10 protein-coding genes are annotated in these 16,987 nt (G+C 72.4%); 4 read left to right on the top strand and 6 right to left on the bottom strand.

Going from position 1 to position 16,987, the window contains the following annotated elements:
* Positions 1–67 precede the first annotated feature (67 nt).
* The 4 genes from CLV56_RS05130 to CLV56_RS05145 all read left to right on the top strand — a co-directional run bounded on the left by CLV56_RS05130 (position 68) and on the right by CLV56_RS05145 (position 5,258).
* Positions 68–880, top strand: coding sequence for a DUF1295 domain-containing protein (locus CLV56_RS05130; protein ID WP_039349398.1), 813 nt, complete (start codon positions 68–70; stop codon positions 878–880).
* Positions 877–2,286, top strand: coding sequence for a TIGR01777 family oxidoreductase (locus CLV56_RS05135; RefSeq protein WP_039349402.1), 1,410 nt, complete (start codon positions 877–879; stop codon positions 2,284–2,286). Before CLV56_RS05130 ends, CLV56_RS05135 begins: the two co-directional genes overlap by 4 nt.
* A complete protein-coding gene (locus CLV56_RS05140; RefSeq protein ID WP_100414490.1) occupies positions 2,286–3,563 on the top strand; it encodes an SAM-dependent methyltransferase in 1,278 nt (425 codons plus the stop codon). The genes CLV56_RS05135 and CLV56_RS05140 overlap by 1 nt, the downstream gene beginning before the upstream one ends.
* Positions 3,564–3,653: 90 nt before the next feature.
* Positions 3,654–5,258: an FAD-binding oxidoreductase gene (locus CLV56_RS05145; protein WP_039349405.1), complete on the top strand. Its 1,605-nt coding sequence runs from the start codon at positions 3,654–3,656 to the stop codon at positions 5,256–5,258.
* Positions 5,259–5,374: 116 nt separating this feature from the next.
* On the opposite strand, the gene CLV56_RS05150 is transcribed toward CLV56_RS05145, so the two are convergent.
* From CLV56_RS05150 to CLV56_RS05175, 6 genes are all read right to left on the bottom strand, one after another.
* Positions 5,375–6,412 carry a PHP domain-containing protein gene (locus CLV56_RS05150; RefSeq protein WP_039349408.1) on the bottom strand — a complete coding sequence of 346 codons (1,038 nt, stop codon included), beginning with the start codon at positions 6,410–6,412 and terminating at the stop codon, positions 5,375–5,377.
* A 39-nt stretch (positions 6,413–6,451) separates the two neighbouring features.
* On the bottom strand, positions 6,452–6,751 hold the full coding sequence (locus CLV56_RS05155) for a DUF1540 domain-containing protein (protein WP_039349410.1): 300 nt from the start codon (positions 6,749–6,751) through the stop codon (positions 6,452–6,454).
* 218 nt (positions 6,752–6,969) lie between these two features.
* Positions 6,970–8,352: a DUF6801 domain-containing protein gene (locus tag CLV56_RS05160; protein ID WP_039349413.1), complete on the bottom strand. Its 1,383-nt coding sequence runs from the start codon at positions 8,350–8,352 to the stop codon at positions 6,970–6,972.
* A gap of 242 nt (positions 8,353–8,594) precedes the next feature.
* Entirely contained in the window at positions 8,595–9,395 is an 801-nt protein-coding gene (locus tag CLV56_RS05165; RefSeq protein ID WP_039349416.1) for a tyrosine-protein phosphatase, read from the bottom strand.
* Positions 9,388–10,320 carry an LLM class F420-dependent oxidoreductase gene (locus CLV56_RS05170; RefSeq protein ID WP_039349419.1) on the bottom strand — a complete coding sequence of 311 codons (933 nt, stop codon included), beginning with the start codon at positions 10,318–10,320 and terminating at the stop codon, positions 9,388–9,390. Before CLV56_RS05170 ends, CLV56_RS05165 begins: the two co-directional genes overlap by 8 nt.
* Positions 10,321–10,340: 20 nt before the next feature.
* Complete coding sequence (locus CLV56_RS05175; protein ID WP_100414491.1) at positions 10,341–16,838, bottom strand: DUF7927 domain-containing protein; 6,498 nt, start codon at positions 16,836–16,838, stop codon at positions 10,341–10,343.
* Between the last annotated feature and the right edge of the window lie 149 nt (positions 16,839–16,987).

Genomic DNA, 16,987 nt, shown 5'->3' on the forward strand with positions numbered 1-16,987 from the left:
CGTTCGACATTTGTCCAAGGTTTGTCTAGTCTTGATCGAGGCGCGATGACGAGCTCGAGGAGGCGACGTGACGTTCGAATGGACCGCCCTGCTGGTGGTGAGCGGCGCTTCGCTCGCCGCCGTCGTGGTCGTGATGGCCGCGACCGCGCTCGTGGCGCGACGCGTCGGACGTGTGTCGGTCGTCGACGTCGCCTGGGGGCTCGCGTTCGTCGCGGTCGCGATCGTCTGCCTGCCTCTGGCCCTCGTCTACGGCACCGCCGACCGCAGTCTGCTGCTCGCCGTCCTGGTCGCCGCGTGGGGCGTTCGGCTGGCTGTGCACATCGGGCGACGGGCCGGCGGCAAGGAGGATCCGCGCTACGAGAAGCTGCTCGCGAAGGCCCCGGGCGACCCGTACCTCTACGCGCTGCGCACCGTGTTCGCGCTCCAGGGCGCGCTGGTCTGGCTGATCTCGTTCCCGCTCCAGGTCACCGCGGTCTCCGGCGGATCGATCGACTGGGTCGCCGGCATCGGCGCAGCCCTGATCCTGGTCGGCATCGCCTTCGAGGCGATCGGGGACGCGCAGCTCGCCGCGTTCAAGGCCGACCCGGCCCACCGAGGGATGATCATGGACCGCGGCCTGTGGGCGTGGACCCGGCACCCGAACTACTTCGGTGACGCCTGCGTGTGGTGGGGCGTGTTCGTGGTCGCCGCCGCGCAGTGGCCCGGGGTGTTCACCGTCGTCTCGCCGCTGATCATGACCTACCTGCTGGTCTGGGGCAGCGGCGCCCGGATGACCGAGCGCGTGATGGCCGACCGGCCCGGGTTCGCCGAGTACCGCGAGCGGACCAGCGGATTCTTCCCGCTCCCGCCCCGACGCTCTGCCACGGCGGTCGGCTCATGAGCACGTACACGCACGTCACCCGCGTCGGCCACCGGCGCGACGAGGTCTTCGCCTGGCACGAGCGCCCGGGGGCCGTGACACGCCTCACGCCGCCGACCTTCGGCCGGGTCGAGCAGGAGCCCTCCGACGGGCTGCGGGACGGCTCCCGTGCCGTCCTGCGCATCAACGTCCCGGCGACGTCGGGACTTCTCCGGCTGCGCTGGGTGGCACGGCACCGCGGCTACCGGCCCCCGCACTCGTTCGAGGACGAGATGGAGTCGGGCCCTCTCGGGTCATGGCAGCACCGGCACACGCTGGCGGTCGCCGACCCCGACGGCATCACGGAGATCATCGACGAGATCGACGCCGCACCCCCGCTCGGGATCGGCGGTCTCCCCGGCCGGCTGTTCGACGCCACGCTGCACCGGCAGCTCGACCGGATGTTCTCCTACCGCGCGCGCCAGCTGCGTGCCGACCTCGACTTCCATGCCCGGCGCCCCGCCCCGCGGACCATCGCGGTGTCCGGTGCCTCGGGAACCGTCGGACGCCAGCTCGTCGCCCTGCTCGGGGGCGGCGGCCACCGGGTCCGCCGCCTCGTCCGTCGCCCGCCGCGCACGCCCGACGAGATCCGCTGGGACCCAGCACGCGGACGCGTGGACGCCGAGAAGCTGCGCGACGTCGACGTCGTGATCCACCTCGCCGGCGAGCCGATCGGCGGCCGGTTCACCGAGTCGCACAAGCGGGCGGTCTACTTCAGCCGCGTGCGGTCCACCCGGCTGCTCGCGACCACGCTCGCGGACCTCGCCGACGACGGCCGAGCGCGCGCGCTGGTCAGCGCCTCGGCGGTCGGGTGGTACGGCCCCGACCGCGGCGACGAGATCCTGGACGAGGACGACGCGCCCGGGACCGGTTTCCTCGCCGACGTCTGCCGGTCGTGGGAGGACGCCTGCGCTCCGGCGCGCGACGCGGGAGTCCGCGTGGTCAACGTCCGGACCGGGCTCGTCCAGTCGGCCGCTGGGGGGCCGCTCGCGCTCCAGGCGCCGATCTTCGCGACCGGCCTGGGCGGCCCGCTCGGCGACGGCTCCCAGTGGCTCGGCTGGATCACGATCGACGACCTGGTCCGTCTGTACGGCCACGTCGCCCTGACCGACGGGCTGGACGGTCCCGTCAACGCGTGCGCGCCGGAGCCGGTCCGCGCCGAGGAGTACGCCCGGGTCCTCGGCCGCGTCCTGCACCGGCCGCACGCGCTGCGCGTGCCTGCGGCCGCGCCGGCGCTGCTGCTCGGTCGCGAGGGCGCGCACGAGCTCGCGCTCGCCGGCCAGCGCACGTCGGCCAAGCGTGCCCAGGAGTGGGGCGTCACCTTCGAGCATCCTGACCTGGCGAGCGGGCTGCGGCACGTCCTCGCCGCCGACCACGAGGAGAGCTGATGACCGGAGTCGCACCGCGGCTGGCCGACGCGCTGGAGCCCGTGCTGGGCGGACCGCTCCCCGTGCGCCTGACGGCCTGGGACGGCAGCAGCGCCGGCCCGGCGGACGCCCCGCACGTCCGTCTGCTGGACCGCGCCGCGCTGCGCCGGCTGATCTGGCGGCCGGGCGAGCTCGGTGCGGCCCAGGCGTACGTCCGCGGCGAGATCGACGTCGACGGCCGCCTGGACGACGCCCTGCGTCACGCGTGGTCCGTCGTCGGCGAGCGCGGCCTGAGCGCGCGCCGACCCCCCGTACGCCACCTGGCGCGCGCGGCGACGGTGGCGATCCGCGAGGGCGCCTTCGGGCCGCCGCCGCCCGCGCCGCCCAGCCAGGTCCGGGTCCGCGGTCGCCTCCACTCGAGGACTCGCGACCGCGACGTGATCCGGCAGCACTACGACCTGACCACGGACTTCTACGCCCTGATCCTCGACGATCGGATGACCTACTCGAGCGCGTACGTGACCCACGGCGACCTCGGCGGCGAGGAGAGCGCGGCGTACTCGCTCGCCGACGCCCAGCGCGACAAGCTCGACCTCGTGTGCCGCAAGGTCGGCCTCGACCGAGGAGGACGCAGGCTGCTCGACGTCGGCTGCGGGTGGGGCGCGCTCAGCCTGTACGCCGCGCAGACCTACGGTGCCCGCGTGACCGGCGTGACGATCTCCGCGGAGCAGCACGCCTACGTCACCGAGCGGGCCCGCCGGCTCGGCCTCGAGGACCGGGTCGAGATCCGGCTTCAGGACTACCGTGACGTCGACGACGGCCCGTACGACGCGGTGGCGTCGCTGGAGATGGGTGAGCACGCGGGCGACGCCGGCTATCCCGCCTACGTCGAGACGCTGCGCCGCAACGTCGCCGAGGACGGCCGTGTCCTGGTCCAGCAGATGAGCCGCCCGCGCGGCAAGCACCCGGGCGGGGGCCCGTTCATCGAGTCGTTCATCGCGCCCGACATGACGATGCGCCCGCTCGCGGACACCGTCGCCCTGATCGAGGCGGGCGGGCTGGACGTCGTCGACACCGAGGAGATGGGGCTGCACTACGCCTGGACGGTCCGCGCCTGGCAGCGGCGATTCGAGGCGAACCGGGACGCGATCCGCCGGCTGGTCGGGGACGAGGTCGTCCGGGTGTGGGAGCTGTACCTCGCCGGCGGCCTGCTGACCTTCGAGCAGGGTCGGATGGGGGTCGACCAGATCGTCGCCCGGCGCCGCGGTGCCCGGAGCCAGCCCGGCACCTCGTCCTGAGCAGGCTGCCTCGACGGGTGACGGGGGCGGGTCCGCGCCGTTAGGGTCGTCGCGCGGCGCAACGAGGCGCCGGACGACGAAGGAGCACCGGTGGTCGCGACGACGACACGGTCCTGGTGGGGCTGGGGAGTTCAGGAGCAGGCACTCGACGCCGAGGAGGTCTCGGCGCTCGAACGCCGGGTCGCGACGCTCGCGGCCGGCCACGACCTCACCGCGCACGAGCCGCCGACCCCGTCCGACGAGCTGCTGCCCCCGGTCCGGGTGACGCCGCCGGGCTCGCTCGAGGCGCTGTGCACCAGCGACCCTCGCGAGCGTGCCGCGCACACCCACGGCAAGGCGTTCCGCGACGTCGTGCGCAACCTGCGCGGCGACCTGCGCAACGCACCGGACCTGGTCGCCCGTCCGCGCTCGGAGCGCGACGTGGTCGAGCTCCTCGACTGGTGCTCGACCGCCGGTCTCGCGGCGATCCCCTACGGCGGCGGGAGCTCGGTCGTCGGCGGGGTCGAGCCGCGGTTCGACGACGACCTCGCCGGCGCCGTCTCGATCGACCTGACCGGGATGGACCAGGTGCTCGAGGTGGATCGGACGAGCAGGGCGGCCCGGATCCAGGCGGGTGTCCTCGGGCCGAGCCTCGAGGCGCAGCTGCGGCCGTACGACCTGACCCTGCGGCACTTCCCGCAGTCGTTCGAGTTCTCCAGCCTCGGCGGCTGGCTCGCGACGCGCGCGGGCGGCCACTTCGCGACGGTGCGGACCCACATCGACGACTTCACCCAGGCGATGCGGGTCGTCACGCCGACCGGCGTCGTGCAGAGCAGGCGGCTGCCGGGGTCGGGGGCCGGGCCGTCCCCCGACCGGCTCTTCCTGGGTTCCGAGGGAGCGCTCGGCGTCGTCACGGAGGCGTGGATGCGGCTGCAACGGCGTCCCACCCATCGCGCCGGCGCCTCGGTGCGGTTCACCGACTTCGACCGTGCGGTCGCGGCCGTACGGGAGATCGCGCAGTCCTGGCTCGACCCGGCGAACTGCCGGCTGCTCGACGCCGCCGAGGCGTACCTCAACGCGGGGACCTCCGTGTCGGGAGGCGTGCTCGTCCTGGGCTTCGAGTCGGCCGACCACCCGGTCGACGACGCGTTGCGTCGCGCGGTCGAGATCGGGCTGGCGCACGGCGGGACGCACGCGCCGCCGGACGTCGCGGCCGGCGCGGGATCGCGCGACGCGCCGGCCGACGCGTGGCGCACGGCCTTCCTGCGGATGCCGTACCTGCGCGACGCGCTGGCCCAGCGCTCGGTGATCGCGGAGACGTTCGAGACCGCGACCACCTGGCAGGCCTTCCCTGCCCTGCACGCGGCAGTCACGCTGGCGGCGACCGAGGCGCTCCGCTCGATCTGCGGCGCCGGGGTCGTGACGTGCCGGTTCACCCACGTCTATCCCGACGGGCCGGCGCCCTACTACGGCGTGTACGCGCCGGGTCGGTGGGACGGGCTGGTCGCGCAGTGGGACGAGATCAAGGCCGCCGTGAGCGAGGCGATCCTCACGCACGGGGGCACGATCACCCACCACCACGCCGTGGGCCGCGACCACCGCCCGTGGTACGACCGGCAGCGCCCCGACCCGTACGCCGCGGCGCTGCGTGGCGCGAAGTCAGCCCTCGACCCGGCGGGAGTCCTCAACCCGGGCGTGCTGGTCGACCGGGCCTGACCCCGGGGTTGACCGACGACGAGACCTCCGGACCGCGTCGTGGTCGAGACTCAGGTGCCGAACCCTCGGGCACGCCACCGCCCGCCCGGACTCACCCGTGCGATCCCCGATCGCGGCTAGATGCCGCGGCGCTGGGCCGACCAGGCGAGCAGGTCCTCGACCGGCCACGCGTTGACCACGCGGTCGGGTCCGATGCCCGCGCGCTCGGCCCGTACGCAGCCGCGCCCCTGCCACGCCAGCTGGCCGGGCGCATGGGCGTCGGTGTCGATGGAGAACACGCAGCCGCGCTCCACCGCGATGTCGATCAGGGCCGCCGGCGGGTCGCGACGCTCGGGCCGGCTGTTGATCTCGACAGCCGTCCGGAACTGCTTGCAGGCCTCGAAGACGATCTCGGCGTCGAACTCCGACGGCGGCCGCGTGCCCCGCGACCCCTCGACGAGCCGGCCTGTCGCGTGCCCGAGCACGTCGACGCGCGGGTTGGCGATCGCGGTGACCATCCGGCGGGTCATCGTGTCGGACGGGTCTCGCAGCCGGGAGTGGACGCTGGCCACGACGACGTCGAGCCGGTCGAGCAGCTCGGGATCCTGGTCCAGGCTCCCGTCCTCGAGGATGTCGACCTCGATGCCGGTCAGGATGCGGAACGGCGCCACCTCGGCGTTGAGCCGCTCGATCACGTCGAGCTGGCGATGCAGCCGCTCGGGCGAGAGGCCGTTCGCGACGGTCAGCCGCGGCGAGTGGTCGGTGATGGCGTAGTACTCGTGCCCGAGACGGACCGCGGTCGCGACCATCTCCTCGAGGGCCGCGCCGCCGTCGGACCACGTCGTGTGCGTGTGCAGGTCACCGCGCAGCGCCGCACGCAGAGACGTGTCGTCGCCCTCCCCGGGCTCCGCCTCGTCGCGCAGGGCCGCCAGCTTGTCGGGGACGCGCCCGGCGACGGCCTGCGCGATCACGGCCGCCGTGCTGGGGCCGATCCCGGGCAGGTCGGTCCACGAGCCCGACTGTGCGAGGTCCTCGCGGCGGGCGTCGTCGAGGCCGTCGACGACGTCCGCGGCCTTGCGGTACGCCATCGGGCGGCGCGGTTGCTCCCGCGCCCGCTCCAGCCAGAAGGCGATCTCGCGCAGCGCGTCGGACGCGCCGGGCACAGCGGCGCTCATCGCCCCTCTCCGCACGCGCCGGATCGAGGGGAGCGCGGGTCAGATCCGCATCTGGTAGGTGAGGCAGTCGGCCTTGTCCTGGCCCGGGCCGACCCTGATCGCCTCGGCGGTGCACTCGAGATCGCTGTTGTGGACACAATCCGTACGGTGGCATGCTCCGACCCGGGCCACCACCGTGGGGAGCCCACCGGACGGGCCGAGATCGATGAACGTCCCGCACGCGGCGTCCTCGGGCGTCCCGCTGATCGTGATCGCGCCCGCGTGGCAGACGTGGTCGTGGTTGTACGAGCAGCCGGCTGCGGCACACTCGTCGACTTCCGGAAGTTCGAGCACCGACATGGACCTACCCCCTGGTCTCGGCACGTCGCCTTCCAGCAGGCTAGGACGGCCACCCTGCGGTAAGGCAAGACTGAGCCGGTGAGCGACAGGTCGCTCACCGGCTCAGCCCGGTGGGGCGCCGGGCCCGGTGCCGTCCCTCCTGGACACCGGACCCAGCGGTGAGGTGGGCGTCGGCCCCACGATCCCTCCAGTCGAAGAGCCGACGCCCAGTCTCGTTGTCAGCCGGCCGACTGGATCGGCCCGGCCTCCAGCTCGAGCGTGTTCCCCGAGCCCGAGAGCAGCGACGTCAGCAGCGCGTTGCGGGCGCCGAGGTAGTCGCAGTTCTTGAACTTCGGGATCGTGTACTCGCCGACGAGGTTGAGGGTCCCGTCGAGCGAGAACGTGTTGGTCGAGCGCAGGGTGGTCTGGATCTCACCGGTGCCGCAGCTGGAGCGGACGATGTTGATCCAGGGCAGCAGGTCCGAGGAGACCCGCGGCACGCCGAGCTTGAAGGCGAGGTCGACCGTGACGTAGCCCTCGGAATCGGTCACCGCGGTGGTCGGCTGCGTCTGGATCAGGTTGATCGTGGACGTGGTGTCGCCGAGGCCCGGGATGCCGAGCAGGCGGATGTGTCCCTCGATCTGGTCGATGTCCAGCACGCCGTCGGCCAGCGAGACCGGCGGGCCGAGGTTGAGGGTGCCGGTCAGGTCACCGTTGATGTCCAGCGTGCCGTCCTGCTTCGCGAGCTCCGAGGTGCCGGAGATGGGCAGGCTGACCGTCGAACCGGCCGGAGGCTCCGTCGGGTCGGTGGTCGGCGGATCCGTCGGCTCGGTGGTCGGCGGGTCCGTCGGCTCGGTGGTCGGCGGGTCCGTCGGCTCGGTGGTCGGCGGATCCGTCGGCTCGGTGGTCGGCGGGTCCGTCGGCTCGGTGGTCGGCGGGTCCGTCGGCTCGGACGCGATCGGGACCGTGCCGAACACGTCGTCGGTGCCCTGCAGCGTGCAGGCCATCGTCACGGCACCCTCGCCGCCGACGTAGCCGCCGCTGGCGTTGAGGAGCGACGCCGTGATGTTGAACGCGCCCGGCATGTGGATGGTGGTCACGCCACCGGGGGTCGCGTCGGCCGGGACGGTGATCGCCGGCACGTCGCCCTCGGTCGGGATGAGCCAGGGATCACCGGCCGTCGCCGGGACCGGCGTGAACGGCGCCGAGAGGTTCTGGATCGTGTACGAGTCCTCGCCGCTGTAGCCGTCGGCGGTGACCGTGATCGCCGCGTCCTCGGACGCCCCGCCTGCCTGACGGGCGGCGAGCAGCCCGTACGTGGCGTTGCGCAGCGTCTCCGGGAGCGTCAGGGTGATCTGCGTCTTGCGGGTCGGGATGACCTCGCCGGGCTCGACCTCGTCGGGCACGGTCACCTTCGCGTTGACGTTCACGCTCTGCACGCCGAGCGGCAGGCCGGCGGCGACGGTGTCGCAGCCGTACGTGAAGTCCTGGTTCAGGTCAGCAGCCTGAGCGGGGCCGCTTCCGAGCACGGCGGCGCTGAGGGCCGTTCCCGCGATCAGAGCACCGGACGCGGCCAGCGACAGCTGACGGCGCCCGAGCCGGGGGTTCTGTTGATCGGACAATGTTCTTCCCTCCAGTTCCAGCGGACAGTCCGCGTGGTACACGCTGCAGCGTCCGTCGTGTGTGACGTGCGCTACGTGTGAGTAACATCGCACACTGTAACCCGGTGTTGCAATACCTGTTGGCCATTTGGCCTCACCGAGGTTGTGACCCCGAATTTGTGAACCGGATCACAGAATCGCCAGGTCGGGAGTCGTCGCAGGCCAGGGCGGCGAGCCCGACCGAAAGCCTCCCGGCGGCGCCCTCAGGCGACGAGGCGTCGCCGGAGGAGATCGAGCGTGCGGGCGCTCGCACCGGCGTCGCGGAGCCATCCCGCCGCCCCGCCGGGATGGGCGTCCCACACGTCCAGGACCGCCTGGATCGCCTCGGGCGGGATCGCGAGGTACGACTGCGGCGCGCGGCGCTTCGGATCGAGCGGTGCCGCGTGCTGGAGCCGCCGGATGACGGCCTCCATCGCCTGCCCGGTCGCGAGGTAGTCGTCGACGACCGCGTCCCGCTCCACGTCGACCGTGCGCAGGAGCAGGGCCACCGCGACGCCCGTCCGGTCCTTGCCCGCAGCGCAGTGCAGGAGCGTCGCTCCGTCGGCGGTCGCCACGAGGGTGGCGACCTCGGCGAGACCGTCGGCCGCGACCTCGAGCATGCCCAGGTAGAGCGCGCGCAGACCGCCCTCAGCCATCGCCTGGACGGTCTCGGGGCTCGCCGACTGGGGACCGTCGGGACGCAGCGCCTCGAGCAGGGAGATCCGTCGGATGCTCCCGGCGACGCTCGCGAGCGGGTGGTACGGGCCGGCCTCCGAGGCCGACCGCAGATCGATCACCAGGCCGGGCGGCCACGCGACGCCGTCCGGCCCGGCGTCGCCCGGTTGGGGCATCGCGCTGCGCAGGAGGACACCGGAGCGGGTACGGCGACCGTCGGGGATCGGCAGCCCCCCGACGTCACGCAGGTTCGGGACGACCGGACGCGCGAGGTCCGGACGGGGACCCGACGACCCGGAGCCCGCCGACTCCGTGCTCGACGGCAGGGAGCCCGACGACCCCTCAGACATCAGCGACCGCCGGGAGGACCTGCTCGCCGAGGAGGGCGACGTGCTCGAGGTCGGCCAGGTCGAGCACCTGCAGGTAGACACGCTGCGACCCCGCCGCGGCGTACTCGGACAGACGGGCTGCGACCTCGCCCGGTGTCCCGCACAGGCCGTTCTCCCGGAGCTCGTCGACCTCGCGGCCGATCGCAGCCGCCCGGCGCGCGACCGACTGCTCGTCCTCACCGCAGCAGACCACGAGCGCACTGGAGTAGGTCAGCTCGTCGGGGTCCCGGTCGATCGCCTCGCACGCGGCCCGCACCCGGTCGTACGCACCGCGGTGCTCGCCGAGCGGGGTGAACGGCAGGTTGAACTCGGACGCGTACCGCGCGGCGAGCGCCGGCGTCCGCTTCGCGCCGCGACCGCCGACGATGACCGGCGGCGCGCTCTGCACCGGCTTCGGCAGCGCCGGCGAGTCGACGAGCGTGTAGTGCTTGCCGTCGAACGCGTAGCGCTCGCCCGGCGGAGTCCGCCACAGGCCGGTGACGACCTCGAGCTGCTCGGCGAAGCGGTCGAAGCGTTCACCGACCGTCGGGAACGGGATGCCGTAGGCCTCGTGCTCCTCGGTGAACCAGCCCGCTCCCAACCCGAGCTCGACCCTTCCGCCGCTCATCTGGTCGACCTGCGCCACCTGGATCGCCAGGACACCCGGGAGCCGGAAGGTCGCCGACGTCATCAGCGTCCCCAGTCGGACCCGCTCGGTCTCGCGGGCCAGACCGGCCAGCGTGGTCCACGCGTCGGTCGGCCCGGGAAGCCCGTCGGTCCCCATCCCGAGGTAGTGGTCGGACCGGAAGAAGGCGTCGAACCCGTGCCGCTCGGTCGCCTGCGCGACGGCGAGCAGGTCGTCGTACGTGGCGCCCTGCTGGGGCTCGGTGAAGATGCGCAGCTGCATACGGCAACTGTGCCACGGGCCTACTCGTCGGCTGTGCGCCGGCGGCCGCCGGCGGTGAGCACGCTCCCGATCACGACCAGGAGGAGCGCGACCCAGCCCAGCCAGCCCGCCGGACCGCCGGTGTTCGGCAGGTGCGGCGGCACCGGCGGCACGATCGGCCCCGGTGGCTCCGGGACGTCGTGGGTCGTCGTCCGGCAGTCGTCCACGACGCGAGCCGACGACGGCTGCGCGGGTGGGCACGGACCCGCGCCCGGTGCCGTGACCACGTTGCGCAGACGTTCGCCCTCGCTGCCGTCGTCGACGACGACCTGGTACGTCAGCACCGCGTCGGCGCTCAGGGTCGGGATCGTCCACGTGAGGGTGGTCCCGCGCAGCCGTGCGGTCCCGGCACCGGCGTCGATGCTCCCCGCGACCAGCGTGGCGTCGTCGAGCACGTCCGACAGGTCGTCGGAGATCACGACGTCACTCGCGCCGCTCCCGCTGAGGAGCCTCGCGTCGAGCGTGTACGTGACCACGTCACCGGGCTCGACCTCCGTGCCCGAGGGCGGGTCGGAGGACTTGACGACCGTCCACGTGCTGACCGGCGGCAGCGGCTGGTCGTCGTTGGTGATGGTGCAGGTCACGGCCGCATGCGGTGCGACCTCGACGGCACCGTCGACGACGGGCACGTCTCCGAGGAGGCCCTCGCAGACCCAGTCCGACGCGTCGTAGCCGGCCGGCCCCTCCTCCGACAGGGTGTACGCCCCGGGCTCGACGACGGCCGCGGTGACGGCGGGGCTTCCCGTCGCCCCCTCGATCGTGTCCGTCGTCCCGGTCGCGCTCAGCGTCCAGTCGGTCGCCTCGGCGCCGCGGCCGTCGTCGTTGATCACGACCTTGACGAGCGTGAGCCGCGCGGGCAGGAAGCTGTTGGTGATCGTGCAGGTCACGTCGGCTCCGCTCGGCACGGTCACCGTGCTCCCATCGACCGCAGCAGGCCCGCACTCCCAGTCGCCGGCGACGTAGCCGACGGGTCCGCCGGACTCCGACAGGGCGTAGTCACCGGCATCGACAGTCGCCCCGGTCACCGCAGGATCACCGGTCGCACCGGACACGCCGGCGGTCGGCCCGTCGGCGGTCAGGGTCCACGCGGTCGGATCGGCCGGACCGCCGTCGACGATCTTCTCCAGGGTCAGCGTCCCCGGCTCGTCGTCGTTGACGATCGTGCAGGTGACGTCGCCGCCGAGGGGCACCGTCACTGCGGAGGCGACCACGGTCGCCGGGCCGCAGTCCCAGTCGCCGGCCGTGTAACCGTCCGGGCCGGCGGACTCGCTCAGGGCATAGCTGCCGGCGTCGACGCTGACCGCGGTGACGGCCGGCGAACCGGACGGTCCGCTGATCGGGGATGTCGGTCCGTCGGCCGTCAGCGTCCAGTCACCCGGAGCCGCCGTCCCACCGTCGTCGTTCACCACCTCCTTGACCAGGGTCAGCGTGCCCGGCTCGTCGTCGTTGGTGATCGCGCAGAACACCTCACCACCACTCGGCACACTCACCGTGCTCCCCGACACCGTGCCGCCCGTGCACTGCCAGTCGGTCGGCGTGTACCCGTCCGGACCACCGGACTCCGACAGGTCGTAGTCACCCGCGTCCACCGTCTGGTTCGTCACCTGGTCGGAGTTCCCCGGACCGCTCACCGGCGTCGGACCGTCCGCCGACAACGTCCAGTCCCCCGGCCCCGCCGTACCCCCGTTGTCGTTCACCACGTTCTTCAACAGCGTCAACGTCGCCGGCTCGTCGTCGTTGGTGATCTCGCAGAGCACGTCTGCACCGGTGGGCACCGTCACCGTCGAGCCGGCCAACGAACCCCCCACGCACTGCCACGCCGATGCGGTGTAGCCAGGCGGCCCTCCCGACTCCGACAGCTCGTACTCACCGGCATCGATGACCTGCTGGGTGACGGACGGTGTGTTGCCCGGACCGCTCACGAAGTCCGGGCCGTCCGCCGTCAACGTCCAGTCCTCGCCGCCCGCCGTACCGCCGTTGTCGTTGGTCACGAGCTTGATCAGCGTGATCGTCGCCGGGTCGTCGTCGTTGGTGATCGTGCACGTCACGTCGGCGCCGTTGGGGACGGTCACCGTCAGACCGTTCACTGTCGGCGCGTCGCAGTCCCACAGGCTCTCGGTGTAGCCGGACGGACCCGACTCGTCCAGGTCGTAGTCGCCCGCATCGACCGTCACCGCCGTCACGGACGGGTCACCGGACGGGCCCGAGATCGGCGCGGTCGGCCCATCGGCCGACAGGATCCAGTCCGTGGGGAGGGCCGTGCCGCCGTTGTCGTTGACGACCTCCTTGACCAGCGTCAGCGTGCCCGGCTGATCGTCGTTGGTGATCGCGCAGAACACCTCACCACCACTCGGCACACTCACCGTGCTCCCCGACACCGTGCCGCCCGTGCACTGCCAGTCGGTCGGCGTGTACCCGTCCGGACCACCGGACTCCGACAGGTCGTAGTCACCCGCGTCCACCGTCTGGTTCGTCACCTGGTCGGAGTTCCCCGGACCGTTCACCGGCGTCGGACCGTCCGCCGACAACGTCCAGTCCCCCGGCCCCGCCGTACCCCCGTTGTCGTTCACCACGTTCTTCAACAGCGTCAACGTCGCCGGCTCGTCGTCGTTGACGATGGTGCAGGTGACGTCCTGGCCGAGGCCGATCGTCACCGTCGACCCCGACAGCAGGCCGCCCTCGCACGACCAGTCACCCGCCGTGTAGCCGTCGGGCCCGCCGGACTCGCTCAGGTCGTAGTCCCCGATCGCGACCGCCACGTCGGTGACCGCGGGGTCGCCCGTGGGCCCCGAGACGCCGGTCGTCGGCCCGTCCGCCTCCAGCGTCCAGTCCTCGGGCTCGGCGCTGCCGCCGTCGTCGTTCGTGACCTCCTTGACCAGCGTCAGGCTGGGGGGCTGCGCGGTGTTCGTGATCGTGCAGGTGACGTCGGCGCCGCTGTCCAGCGTGATCGCGGCGTCCGCCTGCGTCCCGCCGGTGCCGGAGCACACCCACGAGCCCGGGTCGTAGCCGTCCGGACCGGCCTCGCTCAGGTCGTACGTGCCCGCGAAGACCGGCTCGGCCGTGACCCCGTCCGCACCGTTGCCCGACACCGGGCCCTGGCCCGTGATGCCGTCCGGAGTGGCGGTCAACGTCCAGTCGGCCGGCACCGCCGTCCCGCCCGTACCGCCGGCGTCGACGACCTTGCGCAGGGTGAGCTGCGCCGGCTCGTCGTCGTTCACGATCGTGCACGTGACGTCGGCGCCGTTCGGGACGGTGACGGTCGAGCCGGTGACGGTCGCGGGACCGCAGTCCCAGTCGCTCGCCGTGTAGCCGTCCGGACCGCCGGACTCGGACAGGTCGTAGTCCCCGGCGTCGACCGTCACTCCCGTCACCGCGGGGTCGCCGGTCGGACCGGAGATCCCGGCGGTCGGTCCGTCCGCCTCCAGCGTCCAGTCCTCCGGCTCCGCGCTGCCACCGTTGTCGGTCGTGACCTCCTTGACCAGCGTGAGCGTCGACGGCTGGTCGTCGTTGAGGAAGGCGCAGGCGACCGTCTGCCCGGCCTCCACGATGATCTCGGTCGTAGCACGGGGGACGCCCTGCACGGTGCAGACAAGGTTCTCCAGGGCGTATCCGTCCGGTCCGGTCTCGGTGAGGTCGTAGATGTGGTCGGGGCGCACCTCGATGGTCTCCCCGGGAAGCGCAGACCCCGTGACGGTCTGGGGCTCGAGGCCGGGAACGACGGGGTTCGGTCGCGGTGTCACCGTCAGCTCGAAGTCGCTGGGGAACGCCGTACCGCCGTTGTCGTTCGTCACCTCCTTGACCAGGGTGAGGAAGCCGGTGCGGTTGGTCGCGGTGCACTCGACCCGCACGCCGATCGGGACTGTCACGCCACCGTTCAAGCCGTCGTTAAAGCCCGGGATCACAATGCCGAGGTCGTTGACGCGCACGCACGCCCACGAGCCGGTCGACTCCGGGTAGACCTGAAGATCCGTGCGTTGATCGTCCTGCGCGTAGAGCGGGTTCGGGTCCGACTCCGCCAGCTGGTACGGAATCCCGCCGGACACGACCTGGTCGGTCACGTCGGGGCTGAAAGCCTCACCGCTGGGACCGGGGATCTGGTCGGGTGGGTTCGACGGAGCGGGTAGGGCACTGAGATCCCATTCGGTCGGGTCGGCGTTGCCGACGACGTCCTTCGAGAGCGTCAGGCGCGACTCGCAGGTGACGGTGTTGCGCACGACATAGTTGTTGGTGGCGCCCAGCAGGATGACCTCGGCGCCGTCGTCCCCGAGATCGATCGGGGTGATCGGATTCCCGTTCGACTCGACGATCGCAGCCTCGTCCAACGTGCACAGGTCGGGGTCGATCGCGTCAGGACCGAAGGTCAACTCTTCGTTGATCGTCGTCCCGTCGCCGCGCGTGTAGCCCGGCCGGGTGACACCCCACTCCTGCGGTGTTGCGCCCGCTGCCCCCGGGCCGGTCAGGGTCAGCTGCGCGTCGAAGCCGTCCGGCTGGCTACCGTCAGGGACCGGATCGGCGCCGTTGATCGACCACTCCTTCTCTACCGTGACGCTCGACTGCAGCGCGGGCGCCTCGTTGTAGACGGTGCAGCTGACCGCCGCCGTGCTCGGGACGCCGACGGTGAACCCCGTGGCCCCGTCGTTCGTGACGGCGACGGACGCACCGGTCCCCAGGTTGGTGCACTCGGCGTTGGCTCCCCCGACCGGGACGAGGGTGTAGCCCGGCTGCTGCTGCTCGGTGATGCCGATGGTGCCCGTCGTGACACCGCCGTCGAAGGTGATCGGGAAGTTGACGGCGCTCGAGTCGTCGGTGGTCCGCGAGGTCGGAGCGTCGATCGCGGCACCGGTCGTGCTCGACGCCGCGTCGAAGGTCCATCCGGCACCGGCCGGCGTGGCGTCGGCGACGGTCCCACCGGAGGGCACGATCTCCTTGACGACACTGATCGAGCCCGCGCAGTCGCCCAGGGCCAGCTGACGGAGCCCCTGACCGACAGCGGCGTAGTCGGAGACCTGGAAGTAGTCGGCGGTGCCGATGTTCGCTCCGTTGTACTCCGTGGTGCCGGAGATCGCGGCCAGGTTCAGTCCGGTCGCCGAGTCGGAGACGCCGGCGCCGACACCCACGGCGAGCACCCGGGTGCCCTGCGCCTTCAGGGCGTTGGCGGAGAAGATGCCGTTCTCCATCTCGCGCAGACGGGTGAAGTTTCCGGGACCCTCCGCCGGCGTGCCGTAGAACGTGGGGTTCCCGTCGGTGATGACGACCGCGACGTCGTAGCCCGCCGCGGCCTGGGCGGGCACGAACAGACCGCGATCCCAGTTCGTGCCTCCGCTTGCGGTCCACGAGGCGTACCTGGCCTTGAACGTGTTCGCGCCCGCCTGCGTCGCGACCGATAGCAGGCCCGGGTAGTTCTGAGTGGCGTTCACCGCGGGCGACAGCGTGGAGAACGAGAACAGCGACATCTGCGAGGGGGTGCCGACGAGCGCATCCGTGAAGGTGTCGGCCGCGCCCTTGAGCGCACCGACCGACGAGCCGACCGATCCGGAGAGGTCGAGGACGAGCGCGACGTTGATCCCACACTGCTGGAGCGGCGGAGGGTTCGTACGCGACTGCTGCCACACGCCGCCCGAGGCGGTCCGGTTCTCGCCCCCGGTCGCTGTCATGAACGCGCTGAGCGAGCTGTAGGTGTTTCCTGCGCGCAAGGTCGTGCCGGTCCGGAACTCGTACGACGTAGCTTGGGAGGAACCACCCGTACGAAGCTCGTCGTTGGCATACCAGCCGGACGGGACGCCCGTCTGCACGACCCAGAAGCGCCGGTCGCAGTTGGCGCCCGCACCGAGGCCCGTCGAGCAGTTCCCGACGATGCTCGTCTGCGTGTTCGGCACGACGAACGAGCAGTCGCCGTCGGCGTCGGACACGCACGTCGCCCACGCGTCCGTCACCGCGGTCGTCGATCCGCCCCCACCGCCGTTGTAGAGCTGCAACGTGACACCGGCCAGCGGCGCCACCGCGGCCGAGCCCGTACGGTCGCCGCCGACCTTGACCGTGATGACCGCCTGGTTGCCGCTCGGCACCGGGACGGACTGGACGCCGATCCCCGGCCCGTCGGAGTCTTCCGGCGGTGGCGGTGGACCGTCGGACGCGTCGCCGCTGGGCTCGTCCGTGGCGTCCGCGCCCGGCTCGCCGCTCGCGTCCTCGTCGGGCCGGTCCGCATCGTCGGACGGCTCCTGCGTCGCCTGCGCCGCGGGGTCCTCGGCTGCTTCCTCGGAGGGTTCCTGCTCGGCGTCCTCCGTCGCCTCCTCGGGCGCTCCACCGGTCGGCCCGTCGGGGGGCACCGTCTCGGTCGCTGCCTCGGTCGAGACCGCCTCGGCGGGGTCGGCCGGTTCCTCGGCGACCGACGGGGCACTCAGCAACCCGACCAGCAGCAGCGAGGCCGCGACCGCGACAATGGTGCGCGCCGATCGACGCGGCGCTGGAGCCTGCTTCATGCGTTTCCCCCCGGAGGCGTGGCCCGCGTCTCCCGAGTACGGGCCAATGGCTCACATCTTGGCCCAGATCGCCCCATTTGGCCTGCTCAATGGGGAAATCGGACATACCGACCGATCTCACCGACGACGCGCGACGACGGCTTCACGTG

This window comes from Mumia flava, from assembly GCF_002797495.1.
GTDB lineage: Bacteria > Actinomycetota > Actinomycetes > Propionibacteriales > Nocardioidaceae > Mumia > Mumia flava.